The sequence below is a fragment of the Streptomyces sp. NPDC044044 genome (genome assembly GCF_056434405.1).
In genome coordinates this window covers 36,246-61,968 of sequence record NZ_JBWKFG010000008.1, presented here as the reverse complement: position 1 = coordinate 61,968, position 25,723 = coordinate 36,246, and the positions used below count along the sequence as shown (strand labels likewise).

Annotated in this window: 23 protein-coding genes; 16 read left to right on the top strand and 7 right to left on the bottom strand. The window is 71.1% G+C overall.

Annotation, left to right across the window (positions count from 1 at the left end; all coding sequences use genetic code 11):
* Positions 1-193: 193 nt before the first annotated feature.
* The 4 genes from AC07AG_RS28400 (at position 194) to AC07AG_RS28385 (ending at position 4,862) form a co-directional block, all read left to right on the top strand.
* Positions 194-622, top strand: coding sequence for a DUF6643 family protein (locus tag AC07AG_RS28400; protein ID WP_249591556.1), 429 nt, complete (start codon positions 194-196; stop codon positions 620-622).
* 46 nt (positions 623-668) lie between these two features.
* On the top strand, positions 669-1,493 hold the full coding sequence (locus tag AC07AG_RS28395) for an MOSC domain-containing protein (RefSeq protein WP_478758888.1): 825 nt from the start codon (positions 669-671) through the stop codon (positions 1,491-1,493).
* Positions 1,494-1,645: 152 nt separating this feature from the next.
* Positions 1,646-2,251 carry an Rv1733c family protein gene (locus AC07AG_RS28390; RefSeq protein ID WP_478758887.1) on the top strand — a complete coding sequence of 202 codons (606 nt, stop codon included), beginning with the start codon at positions 1,646-1,648 and terminating at the stop codon, positions 2,249-2,251.
* 175 nt (positions 2,252-2,426) lie between these two features.
* Complete coding sequence (locus AC07AG_RS28385; RefSeq protein ID WP_478758885.1) at positions 2,427-4,862, top strand: right-handed parallel beta-helix repeat-containing protein; 2,436 nt, start codon at positions 2,427-2,429, stop codon at positions 4,860-4,862.
* Here the strand turns inward: AC07AG_RS28385 and AC07AG_RS28380 are convergent.
* Positions 4,822-7,197, bottom strand: a complete 2,376-nt coding sequence (locus AC07AG_RS28380) for a hypothetical protein (RefSeq protein ID WP_478758883.1) — start codon at positions 7,195-7,197, stop codon at positions 4,822-4,824. The two genes, AC07AG_RS28385 and AC07AG_RS28380, sit on opposite strands and share 41 nt — an antisense overlap.
* A gap of 226 nt (positions 7,198-7,423) precedes the next feature.
* Between AC07AG_RS28380 and AC07AG_RS28375 the strand changes: the two genes are divergently transcribed.
* Positions 7,424-8,317, top strand: a complete 894-nt coding sequence (locus tag AC07AG_RS28375; RefSeq protein WP_478758881.1) for a DeoR/GlpR family DNA-binding transcription regulator — start codon at positions 7,424-7,426, stop codon at positions 8,315-8,317.
* A 64-nt stretch (positions 8,318-8,381) separates the two neighbouring features.
* Complete coding sequence (locus AC07AG_RS28370) at positions 8,382-8,870, top strand: SRPBCC family protein (protein WP_478758879.1); 489 nt, start codon at positions 8,382-8,384, stop codon at positions 8,868-8,870.
* Positions 8,871-8,894: 24 nt separating this feature from the next.
* Here the strand turns inward: AC07AG_RS28370 and cds1 are convergent, their stop codons facing one another.
* Positions 8,895-9,989 (bottom strand): L-cysteine desulfhydrase Cds1, encoded by a 1,095-nt coding sequence (gene cds1, locus AC07AG_RS28365; protein ID WP_478759381.1) that lies wholly within the window; start codon positions 9,987-9,989, stop codon positions 8,895-8,897.
* A 330-nt stretch (positions 9,990-10,319) separates the two neighbouring features.
* Between cds1 and AC07AG_RS28360 the strand changes: the two genes are divergently transcribed.
* Both AC07AG_RS28360 and AC07AG_RS28355 read left to right on the top strand, forming a co-directional pair.
* Entirely contained in the window at positions 10,320-10,649 is a 330-nt protein-coding gene (locus tag AC07AG_RS28360) for a hypothetical protein (RefSeq protein WP_361048401.1), read from the top strand.
* Between the two features lie 201 nt (positions 10,650-10,850).
* Positions 10,851-11,390, top strand: coding sequence for an ATP-binding protein (locus tag AC07AG_RS28355; protein ID WP_478758877.1), 540 nt, complete (start codon positions 10,851-10,853; stop codon positions 11,388-11,390).
* An 86-nt stretch (positions 11,391-11,476) separates the two neighbouring features.
* Here the strand turns inward: AC07AG_RS28355 and AC07AG_RS28350 are convergent, their stop codons facing one another.
* Genes AC07AG_RS28350 through AC07AG_RS28340 form a run of 3 tightly spaced genes read right to left on the bottom strand, consistent with a single transcriptional unit; the run spans position 11,477 to position 15,227 of the window.
* Positions 11,477-14,038, bottom strand: coding sequence for an ABC transporter permease (locus tag AC07AG_RS28350; RefSeq protein ID WP_478759380.1), 2,562 nt, complete (start codon positions 14,036-14,038; stop codon positions 11,477-11,479).
* A gap of 5 nt (positions 14,039-14,043) precedes the next feature.
* Entirely contained in the window at positions 14,044-14,931 is an 888-nt protein-coding gene (locus AC07AG_RS28345; protein WP_478758875.1) for an ABC transporter ATP-binding protein, read from the bottom strand.
* Positions 14,928-15,227 carry an SHOCT domain-containing protein gene (locus AC07AG_RS28340; protein ID WP_478758873.1) on the bottom strand — a complete coding sequence of 100 codons (300 nt, stop codon included), beginning with the start codon at positions 15,225-15,227 and terminating at the stop codon, positions 14,928-14,930. The genes AC07AG_RS28345 and AC07AG_RS28340 overlap by 4 nt, the downstream gene beginning before the upstream one ends.
* 404 nt (positions 15,228-15,631) lie before the next feature.
* Here AC07AG_RS28340 and AC07AG_RS28335 point away from each other — a divergent pair, with 404 nt between their 5' ends.
* From AC07AG_RS28335 to AC07AG_RS28320, 4 genes are all read left to right on the top strand, one after another.
* Positions 15,632-16,204 (top strand): TetR/AcrR family transcriptional regulator, encoded by a 573-nt coding sequence (locus AC07AG_RS28335; protein ID WP_478758871.1) that lies wholly within the window; start codon positions 15,632-15,634, stop codon positions 16,202-16,204.
* 59 nt (positions 16,205-16,263) lie between these two features.
* Positions 16,264-16,683: a (R)-mandelonitrile lyase gene (locus tag AC07AG_RS28330; RefSeq protein ID WP_478758869.1), complete on the top strand. Its 420-nt coding sequence runs from the start codon at positions 16,264-16,266 to the stop codon at positions 16,681-16,683.
* A gap of 19 nt (positions 16,684-16,702) precedes the next feature.
* Positions 16,703-17,287: a DUF4865 family protein gene (locus tag AC07AG_RS28325; RefSeq protein WP_478758867.1), complete on the top strand. Its 585-nt coding sequence runs from the start codon at positions 16,703-16,705 to the stop codon at positions 17,285-17,287.
* 113 nt (positions 17,288-17,400) lie between these two features.
* Positions 17,401-18,303, top strand: coding sequence for a phosphotriesterase family protein (locus tag AC07AG_RS28320; protein ID WP_478758865.1), 903 nt, complete (start codon positions 17,401-17,403; stop codon positions 18,301-18,303).
* Positions 18,304-18,391: 88 nt separating this feature from the next.
* Here AC07AG_RS28320 and AC07AG_RS28315 read toward each other — a convergent pair whose 3' ends face one another.
* Positions 18,392-19,219, bottom strand: coding sequence for an alpha/beta fold hydrolase (locus tag AC07AG_RS28315; RefSeq protein WP_478758864.1), 828 nt, complete (start codon positions 19,217-19,219; stop codon positions 18,392-18,394).
* Between the two features lie 193 nt (positions 19,220-19,412).
* Here AC07AG_RS28315 and AC07AG_RS28310 point away from each other — a divergent pair, with 193 nt between their 5' ends.
* Positions 19,413-20,009 carry a TetR/AcrR family transcriptional regulator gene (locus AC07AG_RS28310; protein ID WP_478758862.1) on the top strand — a complete coding sequence of 199 codons (597 nt, stop codon included), beginning with the start codon at positions 19,413-19,415 and terminating at the stop codon, positions 20,007-20,009.
* A gap of 216 nt (positions 20,010-20,225) precedes the next feature.
* A complete protein-coding gene (locus AC07AG_RS28305; protein ID WP_478758860.1) occupies positions 20,226-21,533 on the top strand; it encodes an MFS transporter in 1,308 nt (435 codons plus the stop codon).
* On the opposite strand, the gene AC07AG_RS28300 is transcribed toward AC07AG_RS28305, so the two are convergent.
* Positions 21,530-22,762: an ROK family protein gene (locus tag AC07AG_RS28300; protein WP_249591539.1), complete on the bottom strand. Its 1,233-nt coding sequence runs from the start codon at positions 22,760-22,762 to the stop codon at positions 21,530-21,532. The two genes, AC07AG_RS28305 and AC07AG_RS28300, sit on opposite strands and share 4 nt — an antisense overlap.
* Before the next feature lie 281 nt (positions 22,763-23,043).
* On the opposite strand from AC07AG_RS28300, the gene AC07AG_RS28295 reads away from it, so the two are divergent.
* A complete protein-coding gene (locus tag AC07AG_RS28295) occupies positions 23,044-24,234 on the top strand; it encodes an MFS transporter (RefSeq protein ID WP_478758858.1) in 1,191 nt (396 codons plus the stop codon).
* Positions 24,235-24,953: 719 nt separating this feature from the next.
* On the top strand, positions 24,954-25,688 hold the full coding sequence (locus AC07AG_RS28290; RefSeq protein ID WP_478759379.1) for a maleylpyruvate isomerase family mycothiol-dependent enzyme: 735 nt from the start codon (positions 24,954-24,956) through the stop codon (positions 25,686-25,688).
* Positions 25,689-25,723: the final 35 nt, after the last annotated feature.

Below are 25,723 nucleotides of genomic sequence, written 5' to 3'. Positions count from 1 at the left end.
GGCCTTCCCGTCAACCGTGCGTCAACCGCCGGTAACCCGTACGGAGCTTGGCTTTTACAGGATCCCTACGCCCGTGTGCGACCGATTTTTCCTAAGTTCGCTCGCATTGGGGATGCAGAGTCACTACCGACACGTAAAACAACCCTCTTATCGGTCTCCCCAACCAGCACATCAAGGGCTTAACTTATGTGTCATGACCTCCCCCCGCTCCACCTATGGCGGCGGTTACTACTCCGCGCCGTCCTTCCCGGACACTCCGATCTACGACTCCCTTGTCGCCGAGCGGGGTACTCCTCAGATCGCCCCGATCCGGGTCCCCTCCGCGTACGACACCGGCAGTCACCTGCCCGCGCTCCCGGTAGCAGCCCTGCCCGCCCTGCCGGCGGCCCCGTCCCACCACAACCCGGCGTACGGCTACGCGCAGCAGCCCGCGCCGCTGCAACAGGCGCCCGCGCCGTACATCCCGCAGCAGCCTTCGGCGCCGCGCGGATACCCGGGCCCCCAGCAGCAGCAACAGCGTCCCCCGGCCGGTACGGGCTACGAGGCCATGCGCCCCGCGGCGCCCCGCCCCGCCCCGGCGACGTACGAGGATCCGTACAACCGCCCCTACCGCGGCTACTGATTCGCCCGCATGCGCCCCTGTCAGTGACTGCTGGCAGGATGACCGTATGCCCAATCCAGCACTGCACTCGATCCACTACTACCCGCTCAAGGCGGTCGGGGGACACGCTCCGCGTGAGGCCGTCGTCGAGCCCTGGGGACTCGCGGGTGACCGACGGTGGGTGCTGGTGGACAGCAATGGACGAATCATCACGCAACGGCCGCATCCGAGGCTGGCGTATGCCGCCGCCGAGCTCCTGCCCGGCGGCGGCATACGCATGTCCGCGCCCGGCCAGGAGCCGCTGACGGTCGCCGTGCCGCCCTCCGGCGAGACCGTCATGGTGGAGATCTGGAAGGACAAGGTCGAGGCGGTGCCCGCCGACGCGGCGGCGCACGCCTGGTTCAGCGCCTATATGGAGACGGACGTCCGGCTCGTCCACCTCGACGACCCCGCGACCCGCCGCCCCATCGATCCCGCGTACGCCAAGGACGGCGAGACCGTCTCCTTCGCCGACGGGTATCCGCTGCTCCTGACCACGCTCTCCTCCCTCGACGCCCTGAACTCGCTCATCGCGCAGGGCGACCACTCCGACGAGGGCCCGCTCCCCATGAACCGATTCCGGCCGAATGTGGTCGTGGACGGGACCGCGCCCTGGGCCGAGGACGACTGGTCGCGCGTCGCCATCGGTGACGTCACCTTCCGCGTGGCCAAGAAGTGCGGCCGCTGTGTCGTGACCACCACCGACCAGCGCAGCGCGGAGCGCGGCAAGGAGCCGCTGCGGACGCTCGCCAAGCACCGCCGCTTCGGTGACCAGCTGGTCTTCGGCCAGAATCTGGTGCCGGAGACGACAGGAACCGTCCGGATCGGCGATCCGTTCACGGTCCTCGACTGAAGGTCCCCGACGCGGGAACTCGAAGGCCGGGCACGGACGTTGGGCAAGAATGAGACATGGATGAGAAGGGTGATTTCCCTCTCTCTTCCTGCCGCCGACGCGTGGACCGTGCCGTTCGCGGTTATGACGGACGCGGAAGGGGGTGCAGGACTGTGCGAGCACTCGTCGGACTCTGGCGCTGGCGGCACAATCCGCTGCGCCGGAAGACCGACCTCGTCGAGGCCTGGGTGGCCTGCGCGGCCGTGCTGCTCATCGTCGTCGCCGCGCCGCTGGCCGGTCTCGCGATCGGCTCACTCACGCAGGACGCCCTGCTGCAGTCGGTGCGGGAACAGCGCGAGATGCGTCACGAAGTCGCGGGCACGGTGGTCAGGAAGGTCTCCAGACCCCCGGTCGACCCCGATCCCGAGACCTCGTCCGCGCGCGACAGGCACAGCCGCGTGCTCGCCGAATGGACGGCTCCGGACGGCACGGCGCACTCCGGCACGGTGCTCGCCGACCTCCGCTCCCCCGACCCGGGCGACCGCTTCCGGCTCTGGACGGACGAGCACGGCCAAGTGGTCGGCCGCCCGCTGGACGACGCGACCGCGTCCACGCATGCGGCGCTTGCCGGATTCGGCGCCGCGGTGGCGGTCGCCGGACTCGTCGAGGGGACGAGGCGGCTCGTCGTCTGGCGCATCGTCCTGCGGCGCTACGACCGCTGGGACCAGGCCTGGGACAAGGCAGGACCCGACTGGGGACGCACCGGCACCGGCTCCTGAGACACCGCCACCGGCTTCCGGGAGCGGTGAGAGACCGGCGATGACCAGGTGAGAGCCTGGCGATCGGGTCAACTCGCCCTCGCCGCGCGCGCTACGGTGGACCGGCCGAACTCTTCGGCTCCTTGCGCAAGGTCGTGAGGTCCCGCGTACGACAAGGTGGGGGCAGAGCAACTCCATGGCACAGGGCACGGTCCAGGTGACGCACACCGGCACCTCGCGGTGGCGGCGCCGCACGGGTGAGTACGCATCGCTCGCTGCCGCCTTGGAGGCCGCGAGCGACGGGGACGTCCTCACCATCGCCCCCGGCACATACCGCGAGAACCTCGTCGTCCAGCGGGCGGTGACGCTGCGCGGCCCCGAGGGCTCCCCCGGCTCCGTGCGCATCGCGCCGTCGGACGGGGTGCCGCTCACCGTCCGTTCGTCCGCCGTGGTGCAGGACCTGCACGTCGAGGGGCAGGACTCGGCGGCGCCCGCGCTGCTCGTCGAGGACGGGGCTCCCGAACTCGTCGACGTACGCGTGGTGACGCGTTCCGCGAGCGGCATCGAGGTGCGCGGCGGAGCGCGCCCGACCGTGCGGCGCTGCACGGTCGACAACCCCGGCGGCATCGGCATCGCCGTGCTCGACGGCGGCGGCGGTGTCTTCGAGGAGTGCGAGATCGTCTCGGCCGGACAGTCGGGCATCGCCGTGCGCGGCGGTGCGCACCCCCGTCTTGAGCGCTGCCGGGTGCATCACGCGTCCGGCGCGGGGCTCTCGGTGACCGGTGAGCACTCGGGGCTCGAGGCCATCGGCTGCGAGGTGTACGAGGTCAAGGGCTCGGGCGTGCAGATCACCGGGCGTGCGGTGGCGCATCTGACGGACTGCGACGTGCACCGCACGACCTCGGACGGCGTCACGCTCGACACGGACGCCGTGCTCACGCTCGCCGACTGCCGGATCCACGACATCCCGGAGAACGCGATCGACCTGCGTTCCCGCTCGGTCCTGACCCTGACGCGGTCCACCGTGCGGCAGTTCGGGCGCAACGGCCTTTCGGTGTGGGACCCGGGCACGCGCGTGGACGCCAACCAGTGCGAGATCCACGACAGCACGGGCGACTACCCCGCGGTGTGGGTCAGCGACGGCGCGACGGTCGTCCTGGAGTCCTGCCGGGTGCACGACGTGCCGGACGCGCTGTTCGTCCTGGACCGCGGCTCGCGCGCCGACGTCGTCGACAGCGATCTCTCCCAGGTGCGCAACACGGCGGTGTCCGTGAGCGACGGCGCGACGGCGCAGCTGGACGACTGCCGCATCCGCGAGGCCGCCACGGGCGCGTGGTTCCGCGATCACGGCAGCGGCGGCACCCTGGCCAACTGCACGGTCGACGGCGTCCAGACGGGCGTCATCGTCACCAAGGGCGCCGACCCCACCATCGAGCGCTGCACGGTCACTTCACCCGCGGAGGCCGGTTTCTACGTCTCGGCGGGCGGCCGCGGCAGCCTGCACGGCTGCCGCGTGACGGACAGCGGCGGATACGGCTTCCACGTCATCGACGGATGCCGTACGACGCTGAAGAAGTGCCGTACGGAGCGGTGCGCGCGCGGCGGCTTCGAGTTCGCCGAGGACGGGCCGCTCGTCGAGGACTGCACCAGCGACGAGAGCGGAGGGGCACGGACCGCGGCGTCCACGGCATCCACGGCGTCCGCGGCGACGGAGTCCGCCGCGCAGACGGCCACGCAGTCCGTGGGTCTGCTCGGCGCGATCCCCGGGCAGCGCACCACTGACCCGGCGGCCGAGAAGAGCGCGGCCCCCGAGCAGCCGTCCCGCTCGTCGAAGGACGTGCTCGGTGAACTCGACAAACTGGTCGGCCTGGAGAGCGTCAAGCGCGAGGTGCGCGCCCTGACCGACATGATCGAGGTCGGGCGGCGCAGGCAGCTTGCGGGGCTCAAGGCGGCATCGGCGCGTCGCCATCTGGTGTTCACCGGCTCCCCCGGCACCGGCAAGACGACCGTGGCGCGGCTCTACGGCGAGATCCTCGCGTCGCTCGGTGTCCTGCAGAGCGGGCATCTGGTCGAGGTGTCGCGGGTCGATCTGGTGGGCGAGCACATCGGGTCGACGGCGATCCGCACCCAGGAGGCGTTCGACCGGGCGCGCGGCGGTGTGCTGTTCATCGACGAGGCGTACGCGCTCTCGCCCGAGGACTCCGGGCGCGACTTCGGCCGGGAGGCCATCGACACGCTGGTGAAGCTGATGGAGGACCACCGCGAGGCGGTGGTGGTGATCGTCGCCGGCTACACGGCGGAGATGCAGCGCTTCCTCTCGGTCAACCCCGGTGTGGCGTCCCGCTTCTCACGGACCATCACCTTCGGCGACTACGCCCCGGAGGAGCTGCTGCGGATCGTCGAGCAGCAGGCCGACGAGCACGAGTACCGCCTCGACACGGGGACGGGCGAGGCACTCCTGAAGTACTTCACGGCGCTTCCGAAGGGTCCCGCGTTCGGCAACGGCCGCACCGCGCGCCAGACGTTCGAGGCGATGGTGGAGCGGCACGCGGGGCGGGTCGCCCAGTTCGACGAACCGAGCACGGACGACCTCACCCTGCTGTATCCGGAGGATCTGCCGGAACTGCCGTGACTGCCGGGGCTTGTCCGGCGGCCTCGGGAGTCCGCGGTCGCGGGGCGGGCACGGCGGGCTTGAGCCGGGCGAGCAGCCGGGCGCGCTCCTCGGCGAAGGCCGGGTCGGCCTGGTAGTCCCCGTGGCCCAGGATCGGTGCGGGCAGCGGGTGTTCCTCCGTGCGTCCGTAGACCAGGGGGTCCTTGAGGGCTTCGCGGTCTACCTGCGGTCCGTCCCCGTCGGGGATGACCCGGACGGGGCCGCCGATCGGGTCGGTGGTGCGGTGCAGGTTGCGCCAGCAGTCGACCTCGCGGTGCAGCGAGCTGAGGGCGGCCGGGCCGAAGTGGGCGGGGAACCAGCGTCCGTAGAGGCGCTCAAGGGGTGAGCCGTACGTGAGGAGGGCGACTCTCTTGCGGACGGACGGCCACAGCTGCCAGGCGGCAGCGGCGGCCAGGACGCTGCCCTGCGAGTGGCCGGAGATGACGAGCCTGCCGCCCGTGGCACGCGTCGCGCGGGTCCAGGTGTGCATGCGCCAGGTGAGGTCGGGGACGGCCCGCTCGGCGTAGCAGGGCGGCGCGAAGGGGTGGGCGGCGCGGGGCCAGAACGTGCCGACGTCCCACAGGATGCCGATGGTGCGGCGTGCGGAGGGGTCGCGGTAGGCGCGGCGGCCCCAGGTCACGAACAGTATGAAGCCGAAGCCGATCAGCCAGGAGCCGAGCGCCTGGGAGGTCTCGGCCGCTCCTTCGAAGAAGAGGGGCAGCCCCTGCGCGGCCTCGCTCGGCACCTCTTCGCTCACCCAGGCGCCCACCAGGGCGCCCGCTCCGAGCAGCAGCGTCACCGCCGAGGTGATGCCCACCAGGAGCGGGGCCCGGTCGGTGAGGGCGGCACGCGCGCGCGTGCCCGCGATGCGGCGGCTGCGGGCCGCGTCCTTCGGCTCGCCCGGATACTCGCCGGGGATGGTCGCCCGGTCGCGGCGGGCCCGCCGCACGGTGCGGACGCCGAGCCAGCCGCAGAGCACCGCGACGACCACGAGGAGGGGCGGGATCACGGACGCCTGCCAGGTCAGCAGCACGGGCGGGCCGTCGATGGTGCCGCCGGATCCGGGCGCTCCCGCGCCGTCGAGCCAGTCGGCCACGCGCTGGGCGCCGCCGCCTGACATCACGCCGCCCAGTGCGCAGGACAGCATGGCGACGGCGGGTCCCGCGAAGCCCCGCAGGGCGGTGCGGGGGTCGGGGGCCGTTCGGTAAAGCGCGCGGGCGACCACCGCGAGGGCGATGACCAGGAGCCCCTGGACCAGGGCGATGCCGCCGAAGGTCGCGTTGCCCGGCAGCCTGCCTTCGGAGGTCCAGCCGGGGCGTGACCACCCGGCGTACAGGAGGGTCAGGACGAGCAGGGTGAGCGCGCCCAGGGGCAGCCTGCGGATCAGCTTCTCGTCGAGGTGCCGGTCGAGCTTGTTCTCGCTGCGGCCCCTGCGCCAGACCACATGGACGACGACGGCCCCTGCGACGACGAGCGTCACATCGAGGATCCAGCCGAGGGCGTCGAGCAGCGCGGGTCCGCCGGGCCGCCGGTCGTGGCGCGCGGCCGATGTGCCGACCGCGGCGGCCACCGTGAGGAACCCGGCCGCCGTGTGCGCGGCGCGCAGCCGGGCCACCAGCCTGCGCCCGTACCAGAAGCCGGGCCTGCCCAGCGCGGTGCGGCCGGTCTCCTCCTCCGGGTCGGCCTGGTGGGGCAGCGGCGTCTGGGATTCGTACGCGCTCCAGGTGCGCTGGGAGAGGTACCAGAGCAGGCCGGTCAGTGCGGCGGGCAGCAGCGCGGCGAGCGCGAGGCGGCGTCCCGGCTGGCTCCACCAGCCGCCGTACCCGGAGGCGTCGGGCGCGAGGAAGCCGAGCCAGGAGCGTTCGGCCGCGCACTCGGGGGTGCCCGCGCACTGCCAGGCCGTCAGGTCGATGGCGACCTCGCAGGCGGCGGCGACGAGCAGGACGGTGAGGCTGAGTCCGGTCAGCCTCACCAGGAGGCCGTACGTACGCACCGTCTTCTTCATGCGGCGCGACGTGGGGCGCATCCAGTGCGCGAGGTTGACCACCATGAAGGGCAGCAGCAGGAGCCACAGGGCCCGCGAGCCGTTCCCGGAGGTCAGGTTGCACCAGACGTACGCCTCGGGGACCGGCTTGCCGCGGTAGTCGTCCGGGCGCTTCTCGGCGTCGGCGTCCTCGGTGCGGCGGAAGACGGCTGCCGTCTCGTCACCGGAGACGCGGACGGTCCTCGGGTCGCCCAGCATCTCTTCGGGCGTGGTGCCCCCGACTCCGTGGACGAGGAGTTCGAGAGCCGTCTCTTCTCTTTGGTCTGCTGCCACTGTTCGCTTCCCCCGAATGTGCGCGTGTTCCCCCGAACGTGCGCATGGTCAGGCCACAAGGATCTCCGCTGGCGGCCCCGTCCACACCTCCCGTCACGTAATCTCCCCGTTCCGGGTGACCGCGCGCTCTCGGGCGGTGGACCGCCTGTCGGTGGCGCATGCGAGGATGAGGCAGCGCAATTGACGTGCGCGACGGGTGTGACGAGGCAGAAGGGCCGGGACGGACGTGAGCGAGAATCAGAACCTCCTCGCGGAGCAGCGCCGCGCCTTGATCCTCGATGAGGTACGCCGCAGGGGCGGGGTCCGCGTCAATGAACTGACCCGCAAGCTGGGTGTGTCGGACATGACGGTCCGCCGGGATCTCGACGCGCTGGCCCGCCAGGGCGTCCTGGAGAAGGTGCACGGCGGCGCCGTGCCGGTGGTCGAGGCGAGCACGCACGAGCCGGGGTTCGAGGCCAAGTCGGGCCTGGAGCTGAACGCCAAGGAGGACATCGCGCGCACCGCGGCCTCCCTGGTGGCGCCGGGCACGGCGATCGCCCTCTCCGGCGGCACGACCACGTACGCACTGGCCCACCACCTCCTGGACGTGCCGGACCTGACGGTGGTGACGAACTCGGTGCGGGTCGCGGACGTGTTCCACTCCGCTCAGCGCACCTCGGGCCAGCGTCAGGGCGCGGCCACCGTGGTCCTCACGGGCGGCGTGCGCACCCCCTCGGACTCGCTGGTCGGCCCGGTCGCCGACCAGGCGATCGGCGCGCTGCACTTCGACGTGCTCTTCCTGGGTGTGCACGGCATATCGGCGGAGGCCGGCCTGTCCACTCCCAATCTCGCGGAGGCGGAGACCAACCGGCGTCTGGTGCAGTCGGCGCGGCGGGTCATCGTGGTCGCCGACCACACCAAGTGGGGCACGGTGGGCCTCAGTTCGTTCGCCACCCTGGAGCAGGTCGACACACTCGTGACGGACTCCGGTCTTCCCGCGGCGGCGCGGGTGGAGATCTCCGAGCATCTGCGGCGCCTGGTGGTCACGGGCGAGCCCGAGCAGCCGGGCGTCGACGAGCACGGAGAGCACGCAGAGGGCGTCGCGCAGACGGAGAACGCCGGAAGCACCGCAGACATCTGACGGTCCGCCAGCTATGGTGACGGTGGCCGGTCAACCACCCGATGCCGCTTGGGGGCTGAGTTCGATGGCACGCCGACTGAGGCCCGTGGGGCTGGAGTTCGTCGAGACCGCTCCGTTGCGCCTGGTCTTCGCCCGTGAGGTGAGCGCGCCCCCGGAGACGGTGTACCGCGCCCTCGCCGACGACATCACCGGCTGGCCCGAGTGGTTCACGGCGGTCACGCTGTGCCAACCCACCGACGGCGCGGACGGCAGCAAGGGCCGCGCGGTCCGGCTCAAGGGCGGCACGCGCTTCTGGGAGACGATCGTCGCGACCGACGTGGCGGAGCGGTACGCCTACCGCGCCGACGAGTCGAACGCCCCGGGCCTGCGCGCCCTCCTCGAGGAGTGGCGGCTGACCCCGGCAGGGACCGGCACCCGCGTGCAGTGGACGTTCGCCGCGGACGGCGCCGCGCCCTTCCGCCTCGTCATGAAGCTCGGCAGGGCGGGCATGGGCCGGGCCTTCCGCGACGCCGTCACGGCCCTGGACCGACGCCTCGCCGCGGCCAACGCCTGAGCCCTGTCAGGCCGTTGCGAACCGTCAGGTCCACGTGCCGTTCGCCAGGAGCGACTTGATGGCGGCCGCGTACGGCGCGATGTCCATGCCCTGCTCGGCCAGCCACGCGTCCGAGTAGTACTTGTCCAGATAGCGGTCGCCCGGGTCGCAGATGAGCGTGACGACGCTGCCCGTGCGGCCCGCGGCCACCATTTCGGCGACGATCTTCAAGGAGCTCCAGAGGCCGGTCCCTGTCGAGCCGCCCGCCTTGCGGCCGATCGCCTCCTCCAGGGCCCGCACGGCGGCGACGCTCGCCGCGTCCGGCACCTTCATCATGCGGTCGATCGCGCCGGGCACGAAGCTCGGCTCCATCCGGGGCCTGCCGATGCCTTCGATGCGGGAGCCGCAGTCGCTGGTGGCGTCCGGGTCGTGGTTGGTCCAGCCGTCGAAGAAGCAGGAGTTCTCGGGGTCGGCGACGCAGAGCTTGGTGTCGTGCTGCATGTAGTGGACATAGCGGGCGATGGTCGCCGACGTGCCGCCCGTGCCCGCCGTGGCGACGATCCACGCGGGTTCCGGATAGCGCTCCAACTTCATCTGCTGGTAGATCGATTCGGCGATGTTGTTGTTGCCGCGCCAGTCCGTGGCCCGTTCCGCGTAGGTGAACTGGTCCATGTAGTGCCCGCCGGTCTCCACGGCGAGAGCGGCCGACTCGGCGTACATCGTGCGCGAGTCGTCCACGAAGTGACACTGACCACCGTGGAATTCGATCAGTCGGCACTTCTCGGCGCTGGTCGTGCGGGGCATCACCGCGATGAAGGGCACCCCGATCAGCTTCGCGAAGTACGCCTCGGAGACGGCTGTCGAGCCGCTGGAGGCCTCGATGACCGGCCGCCCCGGCCGGATCCAGCCGTTGCACAGGCCGTAGAGGAAGAGCGAGCGGGCGAGACGGTGCTTGAGGCTGCCGGTCGGGTGGGTCGACTCGTCCTTGAGATAGAGGTCGATGCCCCATTTCTCCGGGAGCGGGAAGCGCAGGAGGTGCGTGTCGGCCGAGCGGTTGGCGTCGGCCTGGACCTTGCGTACGGCTTCTTTGAGCCAGGCGCGGTACTCCGCGTCGCTGCGGTCCACGTCGAGCGTGGTCATCGGCTCATCGGCTTGATCCTGCTGTGTGGTGCTCACGGCGCGGCTCCTTGGCGTCAACCCGGCCGCGCTACGAGCGGACCGGACGCCTCGATCATATGCACCTTCCGCACGCTTCTCACCTGCATAAACACACCTTTGAGACCCTCAAAGGCACACCTGGCGCAGCCGGCTGACACAGCGGCACGGCACACTGGTGAGGGGACGGCGTCCACTTATGACCACGTCTTCATACGCACTGGTGCTCGACGCCAGGTGCGTGCAGACTGCACCGCACGGGACGGCGGTCCCGCGCGGAACGGCACACCGAATCGCTCAAGGGGGCGGAACGTCATGGCGGAGCCGGATTTCACGGCCACAGGCGTGCGGATCGGACGGCGGCTGCGCTCCCTCACCCGGGCGGGTCAAATCCGTATCACTGACGGCAGGTTCGAGCTGCTGACCAGTTACGGCAGGGAGATCGACAGCGCGCCGGTCCAGACCGTGCGGGCCGGCAAGCCATGGTTCGCCGCCGACGACCGGGCCCTTGCCGAACTGAACGGCACGCGCTATCGCCTCACCCTCGCCGATCATGATCCGGCGCCCGGCAAGGCGGGCCCGCCGACGGTGCGCAAGTTCATCGACGCGGTACGCAGGGCCGGAGGCAGCAGGGCACGGGCCTGAGAGGCCCCCGCACGCCGGCTGGGGCGGTGCGAGTTGCACGCCCGCACCCCCTGAGTCACTCTGGTGTCACATCACTCTGGGTTCACCGGCGATGACGCTGCGAACCAGCCCGCCGGCCACGAACAGCAGCCGGCAGACCCCGCGGCCGCTGCTGAATCCGATCGTCGCCTTCTTCCGGACGCAATTCGGGGAGTCGCAGCCGTGATCAGCCAGCCAAGCAGGTATTGCACGGTAGAGCTTCAGGCTCTGCCGTCGCGGATCGGCCAGGTCCGCAGAATCGTATCGGCGCAGTTGCGCTACTGGCATCTCGATCCGTTGATAGACCAGGCCGCGCTCGGTGTGACCGAGCTCCTGACCAACGTGCACCGGCACGCACAGCCGGACAAGGTGTGCACCGTGGAGATCGAGCTGCTGCTCGACCGCCTCACCGTCTCCGTGCACGACCACGACCCCCGCCTTCCCCAGGTCCGCGACGCCGAGCCGTTCGCGACCTGCGGCCGCGGGCTCGCCATGGTCGCCGCGGTCAGCGAGAGCTGGGGGGTGCGCCCCCACGGTGACACGGGCAAAGTCGTCTGGTTCACCCTTCCGGCCCCTACGTCTGCCGCGGCACTGCCGTCCAGGTATCCCGCGTACGGCGCGGCCACGGCCGGTCCCTTCGCGGACCTGGGCGCCGGGCCGCACTCCCTCGCCGACGGGCACGCGCCCGGACACGCTCCCGCCCGGTCGGCCGTTGTCGGCTGACCGGGCGGTGACAGGCTCCGCGCGGCGGGCGGTGCGAGGCTCCGCGGGCCGGGTGGTCCAAGGCTCCGCAGGCCGGGCGTCCTACGTCACTCGGTGGCGATGGCACGCAGCACGTCCAGGCGTGCGGCCCGCCGTGCCGGACGCAGACCCGCGAGGGCTCCCGCCGCCAGGCCCACCAGGACGACCACCGCAAGCTGGACCGGCGGCACCGCGAACGCGAAAGCACTGCTCGTCGCGCCGTCCGAGGCCTTGACGAGCACCCAGCCGAGGAAGCCGCCGAGCACCAGGCCGCCCGCCGTGCCGAAGGCGGCGACCAGCACCGACTCCCAGCGGACCATGGCCCGCAGCTGCGCCCTCGTCTGCCCGACCGCACGCAACAGGCCCAGCTCACGGGTCCGTTCGTGGATCGCGAGGGTCAGCGTGTTGGCGATGCCGAGCAGGGCGATCAGGACGGCGAGCGCGAGCAGCGCGTAGACCAGCGTGAGCATCATGTCGATGCCGCCCGCAGCCGACTGCGCGTACTCACCGCGGGTCTGCACATCCGGATTGCCGTACTCCTGCGCCGTCCTGGAGACCGCCGCCTTGCCGTCGGCCGCGCTCACGCCGTCCTTGAACGTGACGGACACGAGGCTGTCGGCGTCCTGCATGCGGTGCGGCGCCCAGGCCTCACGCGTGATGACGTAGTCCCCCGCGAGCTCCGACTCGCCGTACAGCGCGCGGACGGTGAAGGTCGCCTTCTTGCCGTCGGTGAAGGCAAGCTCGGCCTTGGAGCCGACCTTCAGGTCCTGCTTCTCGGCCTCCGAGCGCGTGATCGCGATGCCGTTGGTGCCGAGGTCGTCGAGCGACCCTTCGACCTTGCCGAGGTCGAAGGACTTGGCGAAGGGGCCCGGGTCGGTGACGGTCAGGGCGCGCCCTTCCCCGTCGACCTCCGCGGCGCCCTTGCCGAGACCGACCGCGGTCTCGACCTCGGGCTGCTCGGCGAGCGCCGGGGCCAGCTTGGGGCTGAGTCCGCTGCCGCCAGCGCCGAAGCCCGGAGTGCTGATGGCGAGGTCGCCGGCGAAGGAGCGGTTCACCGTCTGGTCCATGGTCGCCTTCAGCGAGGCGCCGAAGACCGTGAAGAGCGAGACGACGGCGACACCGATCATCAGGGCGCTCGCGGTGGCGGCGGTCCGCTTGGGGCTGCGCAGGGCGTTGCGCCGGGCGAGCCCGCCCGTGACGCCGCGCAGCCGGTCGAGGGGCCCGCCGAGAATCCGTACCGCCCGCGAGGAGGCGACCGGCCCGAGCACGACGAACGCGGCGAGCGCGAGGACCGCCCCGGCCCCTGCGAGCCACACGGACGGACTGACCAGGACGCCGGTCAGCGAGAGACCGACGGCGGCGAGCGCGAGGACCGAGCCCGAGACGGCGCGCCCGCGCGATGCCCCGGAGTGGTCGACCGCGGTCTCGCGCAGCGCGGCCAGGGGTGCGGTGCGCCCGGCGCGGACGGCGGGCAGCAGGGCGGAGCCGAGGCAGACCACGATGCCGACGGCCAGGGGCAGCAGCATCGACAGGCCGCTGATCACCAAGTCGCCCTCGGGGAAGGGGAATCCGATGGCCGGGAAGAGCGCCTGAAGCCCGGCCGCGATCCCGATGCCGCCCGCGAGGCCCGCGGCGGACGCCACCACGGCGACCACGCTCGCCTCGACCAGGGTGGAGGCGGTGACCTGCCGGCGCGAGGCGCCGAGTGCGCGGAGGAGGGCGTTCTCGCGGGTGCGCTGGGCGACGACGATCGCGAAGGTGTTGTGGATGCTGAAGGTGGCGACGAGCAGGGCGACGCCGGAGAAGACAAGCAGGAAGCTGGTGAAGAGCGTCAGGAACTGACCGGAGATGTTGTCGGTGTTCTCCGCCGCCGACGCCTCGCCGGTGATGGCCTCAACTCCCTTGGGCAGTACGGGACTCAGCGCATCGACGAGTTCCTGCTCGCTCACGCCGGGTCCGGCCCGCACCTGGATGGTCGCGGCCTCGCCGCGCTTCGGCGTCAGGTACTTCTCGGCGTCGGCCTGCGTCATACCGGTGAAGGTGGTCTGCGCCATGCCGTCCTCGCCGCCGAAGGTCGCGAGGCCCACGATCGTCACCTTGACGGGGTCGGGGGTGCGCAACGTGGTGGTGTCGCCGATCTTCAGGTCGCCGGATTCGGCGGCGCCTCGGTTGACGACGACCTCGCCGGACTTGGCGGGGGCGCGGCCTTCGGCCAGCTGGTAGGCGTTCAGCTCCTTGTCGCCGATCCAGTTGCCCGCGAGGGTGGGCGGGCCTTCGCCGCCGATGGGCTCCTTGTCCTTGCCGAGGAGCTGGCCCGCGCCCTGGATGGCGGGCGCCGCGGCGGCGACGCCATCGGTCCGCTCGATCTTCTCGACGAGCGAGGTCTTGACGGGCTGCCGGGTGCCCTGGCTGTCGTCGGGGGTGGTGATGGTGTCCGCGCTGCGGACGACGGCGTCGGTGCCGCTCGTCGCGTTGCCGAACATCGTGTCGAAGCTGCCGCGCAGGGTGTCGCCCATGACGAGCGTGCCCGCCAGGAAGGCGACACCGAGCATGACCGCGAGGAACGTACCCGCGAAGCGCCGCTTGTGGCCGCGCAGCGAGGAGAGACTGATGCGCGCGGAGGCGCTCAAGGAACTCATGATGGCGCCCCCTTGGTGCCTGGTGTGGTGGTACCTGCTGGTGTGGTGGTACCTGCTGGTGTGGTGCCGCCGGATGCGGTGGCAGCGGATGCGGTGGTGCCGGATGCGGCCGAGGCCTTCGTGTCGAAGGCCTTGAGCCGGTCAAGGACCTTGTCGGCGGTCGGGTCCGCCATCTTGTCCACGAGACGGCCGTCGGCCAGGAAGACGACCTCGTCGGCGTGGGCGGCGGCCACCGGGTCATGGGTGACCATGACGACCGTGCGGCCCATCTGCCGCACCGCGCGGCCGAGCAGGCGCAGGACCTCCTCGCCGGAGCGCGAGTCGAGGTTGCCGGTCGGTTCGTCGGCGAAGACGACATCGGGCTGACCGGCGAACGCCCTTGCCACGGCGACGCGTTGCTGCTGACCGCCGGAGAGCTCGGCGGGCCGGTGGTGGAGCCGGTCGCGCAGCCCCACCACGTCGATGAGGGCGTCGGTCCACTCCGCCGCCGCACCGTCACCACGCCTGCCTGCGAGGTCCATCGGGAGCGTGATGTTCTCGGCCACGGTCAGCGTCGGCACCAGGTTGAAGGCCTGGAACACGAAGCCGATGCGGTCGCGGCGCAGCAGCGTGAGGCGTCGGTCGTCGAGCGCGCCCAGCTCGGTGTCGCCGATGTGGGCGGCCCCCGAGGTGAGGGTGTCGAGGCCTGCGGCACAGTGCATCAGGGTGGACTTGCCCGAGCCCGACGGGCCCATGATCGCGGTGAAGCGCCCGGCGGGAAACCCGACGCTCACCCCGTCCAGGGCCCGCACGGCGGTGTCGCCACTGCCGTAGACCTTGACGGCCTCGGTGACGCGGGCGGCGTCGAGGGTGGTGGTGCCGCGGTGTCCGGTCGCGGTGGTCATGCCGCACCGCCCTTGGACGTACGCCCGAACTCCTCGTTCAGGACGGACAGACGCCGCCAGTACTCGTCCTCGTCGATCTCGCCGGAGGCGAAGCGACGGCCGAGCACGGCGATGGGCGACTTCTCGTCGATGCGTACGTTGCGTTCGGCGCCGTCCCGCTGCCACGGAGCCCGGCGCCCGCGCCATACGGTGCGGCGCAGGAGGGTGATGCCGCCGATCACTACGGCCGCCCAGATGAGCGGGAAGAACAGGATCCACGGGCCGGGCCCGCCATCGAAGTGAGCCAGGGTGTTCATGGTGTCCATCTCCTCGGGAGCGATGTCTGCGGTGTGTTGTGCGATGTCTTGAGACTCGCGCTCCGAGGGGGTCCGAGTCGTCGTACCGCCAGCGGCAGTGCGTGTACCACTGCGGGAGTACGTGGGGGTTGCGGGGCTGCTCCCGGCGGGGCTGGGGGCGGCTGGATGGGGTCTGTACATACTGGTATGTACAGGTCTGGATGGGCTGCGCTGGCTGCGGCGCCAGCTTTGTAACTACTAGTACGTACGGGTCAGATTGGCCGCGCCAACCTTGTACCTACTGGTACGAACAGGGCTGGAGTGGCGGCACCGGCGGGGGGCGATGACAGGCCACGCGGCCACGCGCGCGGCCAGCGGCGGCCGCCGCCTAGACCTCTGTACCTACTAGTATGTACAGTACGTTCATGAGCACTCCGGAGCGCCTGATCGAGTCCACCCGCGAACTGCTGTGGGAGCGCGGCTACGTCGGTACGAGCCCCAAGGCGATCCAGCAGCACGCGGGCGCCGGGCAAGGCAGCATGTATCACCACTTCGCCGGGAAGCCCGACCTCGCGCTCGCCGCGATCCGGCGCACGGCGGAGGAGATGCGCGCCACGGCCGACGGAGTCCTTGGCGGCACCGGATCGGCGTACGAACGCATCGAGGCGTACCTCCTGCGCGAGCGCGACGTACTGCGCGGCTGCCCCGTCGGGCGGCTGACGATGGACCCGGATGTCGTCGCGAGCGACGAGCTGCGGGCGCCACTCACCGAGACGCTCGACTGGCTGCGCGACCGGATCGCCGGAATCGTCCAAGAGGGGCAGGAGCGGGGTGAGTTCGCGGCCACGCTCGACGCGCAGGCGATCGCGGCGGCGGTCGTCGCCACGGTCCAGGGCGGCTATGTGCTGGCTCGCGCCTCGGGTTCGCCCGCGGCCTTCGACATCGGCGTACGAGGCCTGCTGGCCCTCCTGTTCGCCGCCACCAGCCCTACTCCGTAGGTGCCACCGCCCCTCCCCGTGACGGCCACTATCCCTCCCCCGCAAAGGAATTGAACAGCGTGCGCATCACTCGCAACCGTCCCGAAAGCAAGGCGGGCACCGCCGAGAACTTCACCGGCACGGTGTGGCTGGACGAGATCGCCGCGCCCCCGGCCCCCTCCCGGCTACGGATGTTCAACGTCCGCTTCGCCCCCGGAGCGCACACCGCCTGGCACCGCCACCCGCACGGCCAAGTCCTGCACGTCCTGGAGGGTGAGGGCCTGGTGCAGCGCGAGGGCGGCGACGCGGAGACGATCCGCGCGGGAGACACCGTCTGGATCGAGCCGGACGAATGGCACTGGCACGGCGCCACGCCCCGCACCTTCATGACACATCTGGCGGTCGTCGAGGCGATGGGAGACGGCACGACCACGCACTGGCACGCGCACGTGGGCGCGGACGAGTACGCGGTGGCTGCGGACCAACACCCGGCGGCATGAGCCCAAGGAGCGAACCACCATGCACGCGATGCAGTACGAGATCACGCTTCCGGCCGACTACGACATGGGCATCATCCGCAACCGGGTGGCGACCAAGGGCCACTTGCTGGACGGCTACCCAGGCCTCGGCGCCAAGGCGTACCTGATCCGCGAGCGCGGCGTCGACGACTCCCCCGTGAACCAGTACGCGCCGTTCTACCTCTGGAACACCCCCGAGGGCATGAACTCCTTCCTCTGGGGCCCCGGATTCCAGGGCATCGTCGACGACTTCGGGCGACCGGACGTGCAGCACTGGACGGGCCTCGCCTTCGCCGAAGGGTCGGCGTCGGGCGCGCCCGCGAAGTCCGCCGTACGACGCCGGATGCGCATCCCGGCCCGCACCCACCTGGGCGGCCTGGCCGTCGAACTCGCCGAGGAGGCAGGGCGTTTGGCGCAGCGGGAGGGGGCCGTGTACGCCGCGACGGCAATCGACCCACGCACATGGGAAGCACTGCTCTTCTCCGTCTGGGACCACGACTCCCCCAAGGGAGAGGGCGACGTGTTCCAGGTCCTGCACCTGTCCGCTCCTGAGCGGGACCTCCTCCCGGGTGGGCAGCAGTGGTGAGCGCGGGCCACACAGATCGCACGCTCGAAATGGATCGCACGGTCGACACGGATCGTGCGATCGACACGGATCGTGCGGTCGACGCAGTTCGTACGGTCGACACAGGTCGCGCGGTGCGTACGGTGCTGGGAGACGTCGCACCCGAGGACCTCGGAATCTGCGACGCCCACGACCACCTCTTTCTGACGAGCCCTCAACTCCCTGGCCAGGAACTCGACTCGACCACAGCGGCGGAGCAGGAACTGGCGGCCTTCCGTGAGGCGGGCGGCGAGAGCCTGATTCAGTGGACGCCGTACAGGATGGGGCGTCACGCGGGCGACCTGCCCATGCTGTCCCGGACGGCAGGCGTACACGTCGTCGCGGCCACGGGCCTGCACCAAGCAGCCCACTACACAACAGAGTTGCTGGTCCGGCTGAGGACCGAAGGGCTCGCAGACCTCTTCGTGCGGGAGTTGACCGAGGGCATCGCCGACACCGGCGTACGGGCGGGCCTGATCAAGGTCGCGGGCGGCTTCCACGGCCTGGACGCGCACGCCCGCTGGACGATGGAGGCGGCGTCCGAGGCCCACCACGCGACCGGCGCCCCCATCGCCGTCCACCTGGAACTGGGCACGGGCACGCTGGACGTACTTGACCTGCTGTGCGGGAAGTTGGACGTGCCCCCGAGGAAGGTGATCCTCGGCCACCTGAACCGCTCCCCCGACCTCGCGATCCACCGCCAGGCCGCCGAAGCCGGCGCGTACCTCGCCTTCGACGGCCCGTCCCGCGCCCACCACGCCACGGACTGGCGCATGCCGGAAGCCGTACAGACTCTGACCGAGGCAGGCTTCGCGGACCAGCTGCTCCTGGGCGGCGACACGACGACATCCGGGGCACGCGCGACGAACGGCGGCCCCGGGCTGCCTTACCTGCTGCGCAGGGTGCGACCGCGACTCGAACTCGCCGTGGGGAAGGACGTGGTGGAGCGGATGCTGACGGTGAATCCGGGGCGGGCGTTCGCGGTGGAGTGGGCGTAGGGAGCGGCCGCCTCTCCTCGCCACCCGCCGCCGCCCCTCGCCACCCCGCGACGCGCCACCCCGCGTCCGCGCCCAGCAGGCCGACCGCTCAGACGACCTCGGCCCGGAAGTCCGCCGCCAAGTGCGAAAGCAGCCGCGCAGGCGCGTCGTCCTGGATCGTGTGGCCCGCGCCGTCCACCCAGGACAGTTCGGCGTGCGGGATGCGCGTGTGCAGGAACTCGGCGAACTCCGGTGGCAGCAGGCGGTCTTCGCTGCCCCAGATGATGCGGGTCGGCACGGTCACGTTGCCGAGGAGGGGCTCGAGCACGTCCGTGTGGGACTGCGCGAACTGGCGGTACTGACGGTAGAACGCCGCCTGGCCCTGCGTGCCGCGCCACGGGGCGATGTACGCGTCCAGTACGCCTGGTTTGTAGCCGGTGTGCGTGGCGTGGCGGAGGTGGCTGGCCACCAGTGACTCGTGTGCATAGTCGGGGAGTTGCTCGAAGACGTGCGCGTTCTCGCGGATGAGCTTGAAGTAGCCCGTCCCCCACGCGCCCCCGCCGACCGCGTCCACCAGCGTGAGGTCCCCGTACTCCGCACCTTCCAGAAGCAGCGCCCGCAGCGCCACCGCACCGCCCACGTCGTGCGCGACGACACTGGGGCGGGACACGCCCCAGTGCGCGAGGAGAGCGGCGAAGATCCTTCCCTGTGCCGCGAGCCCGACATCCTGCCCCTCCCGCTGCTCCGACTGACCGAAGCCGAGCAGGTCCCAGACGTACACCTTGCGCGTGCGGGCCAGGGCGGGGGCGATCTCGCGCCAGATGTACGACGAGAACGGCGAGCCGTGCAGGAGGACCATCGGGTCGCCCTCACCGAACGATGCCCACCTCACGCACCCGTCCGACGTCTCGAACCTCTCCGCCAAGTGCCAGGTCACTGGTACCTCCTGCTGGTCGGAACTCGCAGTCCGCCCTGTCGTCTTGTTGCCCGGGAGATCGACGTTACCAGTAGAGGCGTTTAAGAGGTAACACCGAAAACCCCAGGAGTCTTCAAGGGCCCCTCAGGGACCCCTCAGATATCCCTTCAGTCGCGTATTGCACTGGCCGTTCCAAAACAGGTACCGTACCGACATGGCCCGGCCGAGAACCTTCGACGAGGAGCGGGCCCTGGACGCGGCGATGCACGCCTTCTGGGCGAATGGTTACGAGGCCACCTCGACCCAGGATCTGTGCGACGCCACCGGCCTGGGCCGCAGCAGCATCTACAACACCTTCAGCAGCAAGCACGAGCTGTTCCAGCGAGCCCTCGCCCGCTACATCGACTCCATGACATCCATCCAGGTCGCAATCCTGGAGGACACGGAGCGGCTCCCGATGGACCGCCTCCGCGCCCTGTTCGCCCGCATCGTCGGCTCCGAGTTCGAGTGCCGCAAGGACGGGCACAGCATCGGCTGCCTGACCGTCAACACGACCGTGGAGCTCGCCGGGCGCGATCCCGAGGCCGCTGAGATGCTCGCGCATGACCTCGCGATGCGGCTGGCCGCGATCAGCGCCGTCATCCGTGCGGGACAGAGCGGCGGCGACATCACGTCCACGCGGGACGCGGTCGATCTGGCCCGCTTCCTGAACGCCATCATCGGCGGCATGCGGATCGCCGCTCAGGGCGGCGCCGATCGGGCCGCCCTCACCGCCATCGCCGAGACCGCCTTGGACGCGCTCACCCGCTGAACCCCTGCCCCTGCGAACCGCTGGCCCGCCGAACCACTGACCTGTCGGCTTTCCCACCCACCGGTTTCCTGACCCACCGACGCCACGCCCCACCGACTGCCCGACCCTCTCCTCACCCCGGCAGCAATCCCGCACGCCTTCATTTTGAACTGCTCAGTACATAACCCGTCACCCCCTCTCCACCTCTCTCCACCCCCACCCCTGACAGGAGCCCCCATGCCCCGCGCCGTCTATCTCCTGGCCCTCGGCATCTTCGCCATGGTGACCAGCGAGTTCGTGGTCGCCGGCCTGATGCCGCAGATGGCCGACGGACTCGATGCCACGATTCCGGAGATCGGATACCTGATCACCGCCTTCGCCGCTGCGATGGCCTTCGGCGGGCCCTTCCTCACCATCGCGCTGCTGAAGATGCGTCAGAAGTCAGCACTGATAGTCCTGTTCGGCATCTTCCTTGCGGGCAACGTCCTCGCCGCCCTCGCCCCGGACTACCGCACCATGCTGGTGGCCCGCGTCATCACCGGCATCGCATCGCAGGCCTTCTTCGGCGTCTCCATCTCGCTGTGCGCACAGCTCACCCGTCCCGAAGTGCGAGGCAGGGCCATCGCGGTGGCTCTCAACGGTCTGATGCTCGGCACGCTCCTCGGCCTGCCGCTCTCCACCGTCATCGGTGAACACCTGGGCTGGCGCGCGGCGTTCTGGGCCATCACCGTCCTGACCGTTCTCGCCGCGCTCGCCACCCTCGTCGGGGTGCCCCGCATCGAGCGCGCCGACGACGACGGCGGCAACCTCCGCCAGGAGCTCGGCGCCTTCCGTAATCCTCGCCTCTGGCTGACCCTCACCACCAGCACCTTCATCATCGGCGCCACGTTCTCCGCCTTCAGCTACCTCAACCCGATCCTCACCGAGGTCACCGGATTCTCCACGGGTACGGTTCCCCTGCTGCTCATCGCGTACGGAGCGGCCACCGTCATCGGCAACACCATCGTCGGCCGGTTCGCCGACAAGCACACCGTCCCCGTCCTGCTCACCGGCCTGCTGCTCAATCTGGCGTTCCTCGCCGGATTCGCCCTCCTCGCCCAACTGAGTGTGGCCGCCGTGGTGTTGATGATGGGCATCGGCCTGGTCGGGGTCACCATGAACCCGGCCCTGGTGACCCGCGTACAGCGCGCGGGCAACGCGCGACCGCTGGTCAACACCGTCCACTCCTCGTTCATCACCCTCGGGATCATCATCGCCACGTCCGTCGGCGGACCCGCCATCGATACGTTCGGCCTGCGGGCGCCGCTCTGGATCGGCGCCGCCCTCGCCGCACTCGGCCTCGTCACGCTGCTTCCCGACCTGAAGCGGATGCGCAAGCTGCGCGGCGACCGAACAACGCCCGCCGCAAGGGCAGTTGAGGCACCGGACAGCCCGGCCACGAAGGAGTCCGCGCAGCAGTCCGCGCAGCAGTCCGCACAGCAGTCCGCGAAAGAGCCCGCGCAGGAGTCCAGGCAGCAGACCGCGCAGGAGTCCGCGAGCGTCTAGCCCAGCGCCCCGAGGGGGTCGTCGAGCACTGGCTGCCAGGCCAGCTCGGCGGCCCCCACCAGGCTGTTGTGGTCCAGCGTGCAGGCCAGGATCGGTACGCCGCCACTGCGCCCCCACAGGCTCCGGTCGGCGACGACGGCACGCAGCCGCTCGGGGTCGGCCTCCAGGAGCGCGCGATGCAGGCCGCCCAGGATGATGCGGTCCGGGTTGAGGATGTTCACCAGGCCCGCGAGCCCCAGGCCGAGGCGGTCGATCAGCTCCTCGGCTGCCGATCGGACCGCCGGGTCGCCGCCCGCGTCACGGAGCAGCTCGCGAGCCTGCTGCAACAGCCCTTCGGGGCCGGGCTCGCGGCCCGCCGCCGTGAGGAAGGCCAGCGGGTCCGTCTCGACGTCCAGGCAGCCCCGGCTCCCGCAGTGGCACGGGCGGCCCTCCGGATTGACGGTGAGGTGGCCGACCTCGAGCGCGAGCCCCGAACTGCCCGTGTGCAGGCGCCCGTCGAGGACGAGCGCACCGCCCACACCCCGGTGCCCGGTCGCGACGCACAGCAGATCGCGGGCTCCGCGCCCGGCGCCGTGCCGGTGCTCGGCGAGCGCGGCGAGGTTGACGTCGTTGGCGGCGAACGCGGGTCCCGTGATGCCCGCGTCCCGTACGCAGTCGGCGAAGATCTGGCGCACCTGCGATCCCGCGGGCCACGCCAGGTGCAGCGGATTGAGCGCGGTGCCCTCCGGTTCGGCGACGGCCGACGGCACGGCGAGGCCCGCGCCCACGCACCGCCTGCCCGTCTCCCGCAGCAGTTGCGCACCAGCGTCGATGACCGAGCCGAGCACCTGCGCCGGGTCGGCGTCGATCGTCTCGCAGCCGGGCGCGGTGGCGACGATCCGGCCGCCGAGCCCGACGAGGGCGGCCCGGAACCCGTCGGAGTGCACCTGCGCGGCGAGCGCCACGGGGCCGTCCTCCGCGATGGAAAGCCCGTGCGAGGGGCGGCCCTGCGAGCCCGCGGGCGCGCTCGGCCGCGCGTCGATCCTGATCAGGCCGAGCGCCTCGAGCTCGGCGGCGACGGCGCCCGCGGTGGCTCGGGTGACGCCGAGTTCGGCGGTGAGCACGGCACGGGTCGGGGCGCGTCCGGTGTGGACGAGCTCAAGGGCGGGACCGAGCGCGCCGCGCCCACGCTCCAGGCGCGTACGCGTGGACAGATCCCCCTCGGTACGGGAGGCAGCCTTGCCGTTCATGAGGGCGAGTCTCCCATGATCCGTACGCCGCCTCGCCGTTCACTCGTCATCTGCTCGTGCACCGCGCTTCCGCCGCCCTTCCCCTGCCGCCTCACGAGAACCTTCCGCACATCGGTGACCGCCACCTCACGCGAACCTTCCGCACATCAGTGACCGCCACCTCACGCGAACCTTCCGCTCATCAGCGATCGCCGCCTCACGAGAACCTTCCGCATACCGGTGACCGCCGCCTCACAGGAACTGTCTTGTACGCCATGGGGGCACACCCCTACTCTGACTTTGTGCCGCTCCTAAACAAAACCACGTCCGCAGCGTCGCGGGCCACTCCCCCGGGCCTCGCCCGGCTCCGTGTCGCACTCACCGTCTTCTTCGCGCTCGACGGCTTCATCTTCGCCGGGTGGGTCGTCCGTATCCCCGCCATCAAGGAACAGACCGGCGCATCAGCCAGTGACCTCGGGCTCGCGCTGCTCGGCGTCTCGGCGGGCGCCGTCATCACGATGACGCTCACCGGACGGCTCTGCCGCCGCTTCGGCAGCCATCCGGTGACGGTGGTCTGCGGGGTGCTGCTGGCGCTGAGCATCGCGCTGCCGCCGCTGACGCATTCGGCGCTCGCGCTCGGGCTCGTGCTCCTGGTTTTCGGGGCCGCCTACGGCGGGATCAACGTCGCGATGAACAGCGCCGCCGTCGACCTGGTGGCCGCCCTGCGGCGCCCGATCATGCCCAGCTTCCACGCGGCGTTCAGCCTGGGCGGCATGGTCGGCGCGGGGCTCGGCGGGCTGATCGCAGGCTCCCTTTCCCCCACGCGCCACCTGCTCGCACTCACCGTGATCGGCCTGATCGTCACCGCCGTGACAGGGCGCATCCTGCTGCGCCTCGGGCCCCCGGCCCCGCCGAGCGACGTCCGCCGCGAGGACAGCGCCCCGCGGCGCCTCGACGGCGGCACCCGCGGTCTGGTCATCGTCTTCGGCCTCATCGCCCTGTGCACGGCGTACGGCGAAGGAGCACTCGCCGACTGGGGCGCCCTCCACCTCGAACAGGACCTGAACGCCCACCCGGGCATGGCAGCCGCCGGATACTCCTGCTTCGCGCTCGCCATGACGATCGGCCGCCTCAGCGGAACGACCCTCCTCGAACGCCTCGGCCAGACCCCGATACTCGTGGGCGGCGGCACCATAGCCGCCGCAGGCATGCTTCTCGGCGCACTCGCCCCCACCACATGGCTCGCCCTCCTCGGCTTCGCCATCACCGGCCTCGGCCTCGCCAACATCTTCCCCGTCGCCGTCGAACGCGCCGGCGCCCACGCGGGCCCCAACGGCGTCGCCACCGCATCCACCCTCGGCTACGGCGGCATGCTCCTCGGCCCGCCCGCCATCGGATTCATGGCCGACTGGTTCACCCTGCCCACGGCCCTCACAAGCGTCGCCGTACTCGCAGCCCTCGCCGCGGCAATCGGCTACACCACCCGCCGCTGACGGAGAACCAGGAAGCAGGCCGTCGCCTGGGCGCCTGGGCGGGCAGAACTGATCCTCCCCACCCAGGGCGGCTTCGTGACCGGCAGGCGTGGGCAGCGCGTCGGAACAACCCGGCAGAGGAGAGGTCAAAGGACCCGTGTCGGGGTTGAACGCCCACTGCCACCGCATCCGGTACGTGCCCGGCGACGGCAACACCAGCGGGATCTCCGTCAGCCCGCCGTCGACGGTCTGCAGACCGAGCTCACCCTCCGGAAGGTCCACGTCGACCTCCCCGTGCCCCCGCCCACTGACCCGGCGGCGGCGCCGGCGCAGTGGTCCACGACTCCAGACGTATCACCGTCATGCCCACCTCCGACGGCACCTGCAGATACACCAGGACCGGCCCGGGGAGCAGCCACTTCGATCTGTCCGCGTCATCGTCGAACGTTTCCGCCCCCACGGTCGTGTCGACAAGACCGAACAGCCGGTAGCTCGCCGACACAGTCGTATCGCAGGAATCCAGCAACCTACTCATCAAGCACCTCACAAACCGGGAAAAACGCCGCACAGTGGCGGCGCTCGCAACGACTGGAAACCGTGGCCCCCTGCGCCCTGTCGTCCTCCGTGACCGGCACATCGGCGCCACGGACCGCGCACCAAGAACGGTGGTGGCGCCGCGACGATCGGCCGCCTCGGGCGACTCCCCATCCGGCACAATCCCTCGTATGAAGACTGCCGGTATGGAGATCGCCGAACACCTGGAAATCCTCGACGCGGAAGGCAAGTTGCTGGCCCGCGCGGCCGAAGCCGCCGGGACGAGCGCCCAGGTGACCACCTGCCCCGACTGGACCGTGCGCGATCTGCTGCGGCACACGGGAGCGGTGCATCGCTGGGCGGCGGCGTTCGTCGCCGACGAGCACACCTCGCCGCGGCCCATCGGTGACCCGCCGGACCTGGACGGCGCGGCCCTGCTCGACTGGTACCGGCAGGCGCACGGCGACCTGGTCGCCACGCTGCGCGCCGCCGCACCGGACGTGCGGTGCTGGGCGTTCCTGCCCGCTCCGAACCCCCTCGCGTTCTGGGCCCGGCGGCAGGCGAACGAGACGGCCGTCCACCGCGTGGACGCCGAGTCCGCGCGCGGGGGTGCGCCGTCGCCGATCGGTACGGAGTTCGCCGCTGACGGGATCGATGAGCTGCTCCGCGGGTTTCACGCGCGCGCCCGCAGCAGGGTGCGCACCCAGGAGCCCCGGGTCCTGCGCGTACGGGCGACGGACGCGGGCGCGGACGCCGTGTGGACCGTGCACCTGTCCCCGGAACCGCCGGTCACGGAGCGGGGCGACGACGGTCCGGCCGAGTGTGAGCTTTCGGGGCCCGCCGAACACCTCTACCTCGCACTGTGGAACCGCGCGCCGATCCCGCACGTCACCGGCGACACCGCGCTGAGCACCCTGTGGAGCGAGACCTCGGGCGTGTGAGACCCGGGGTACGTGCACCCGGGGTGCCTGCACCC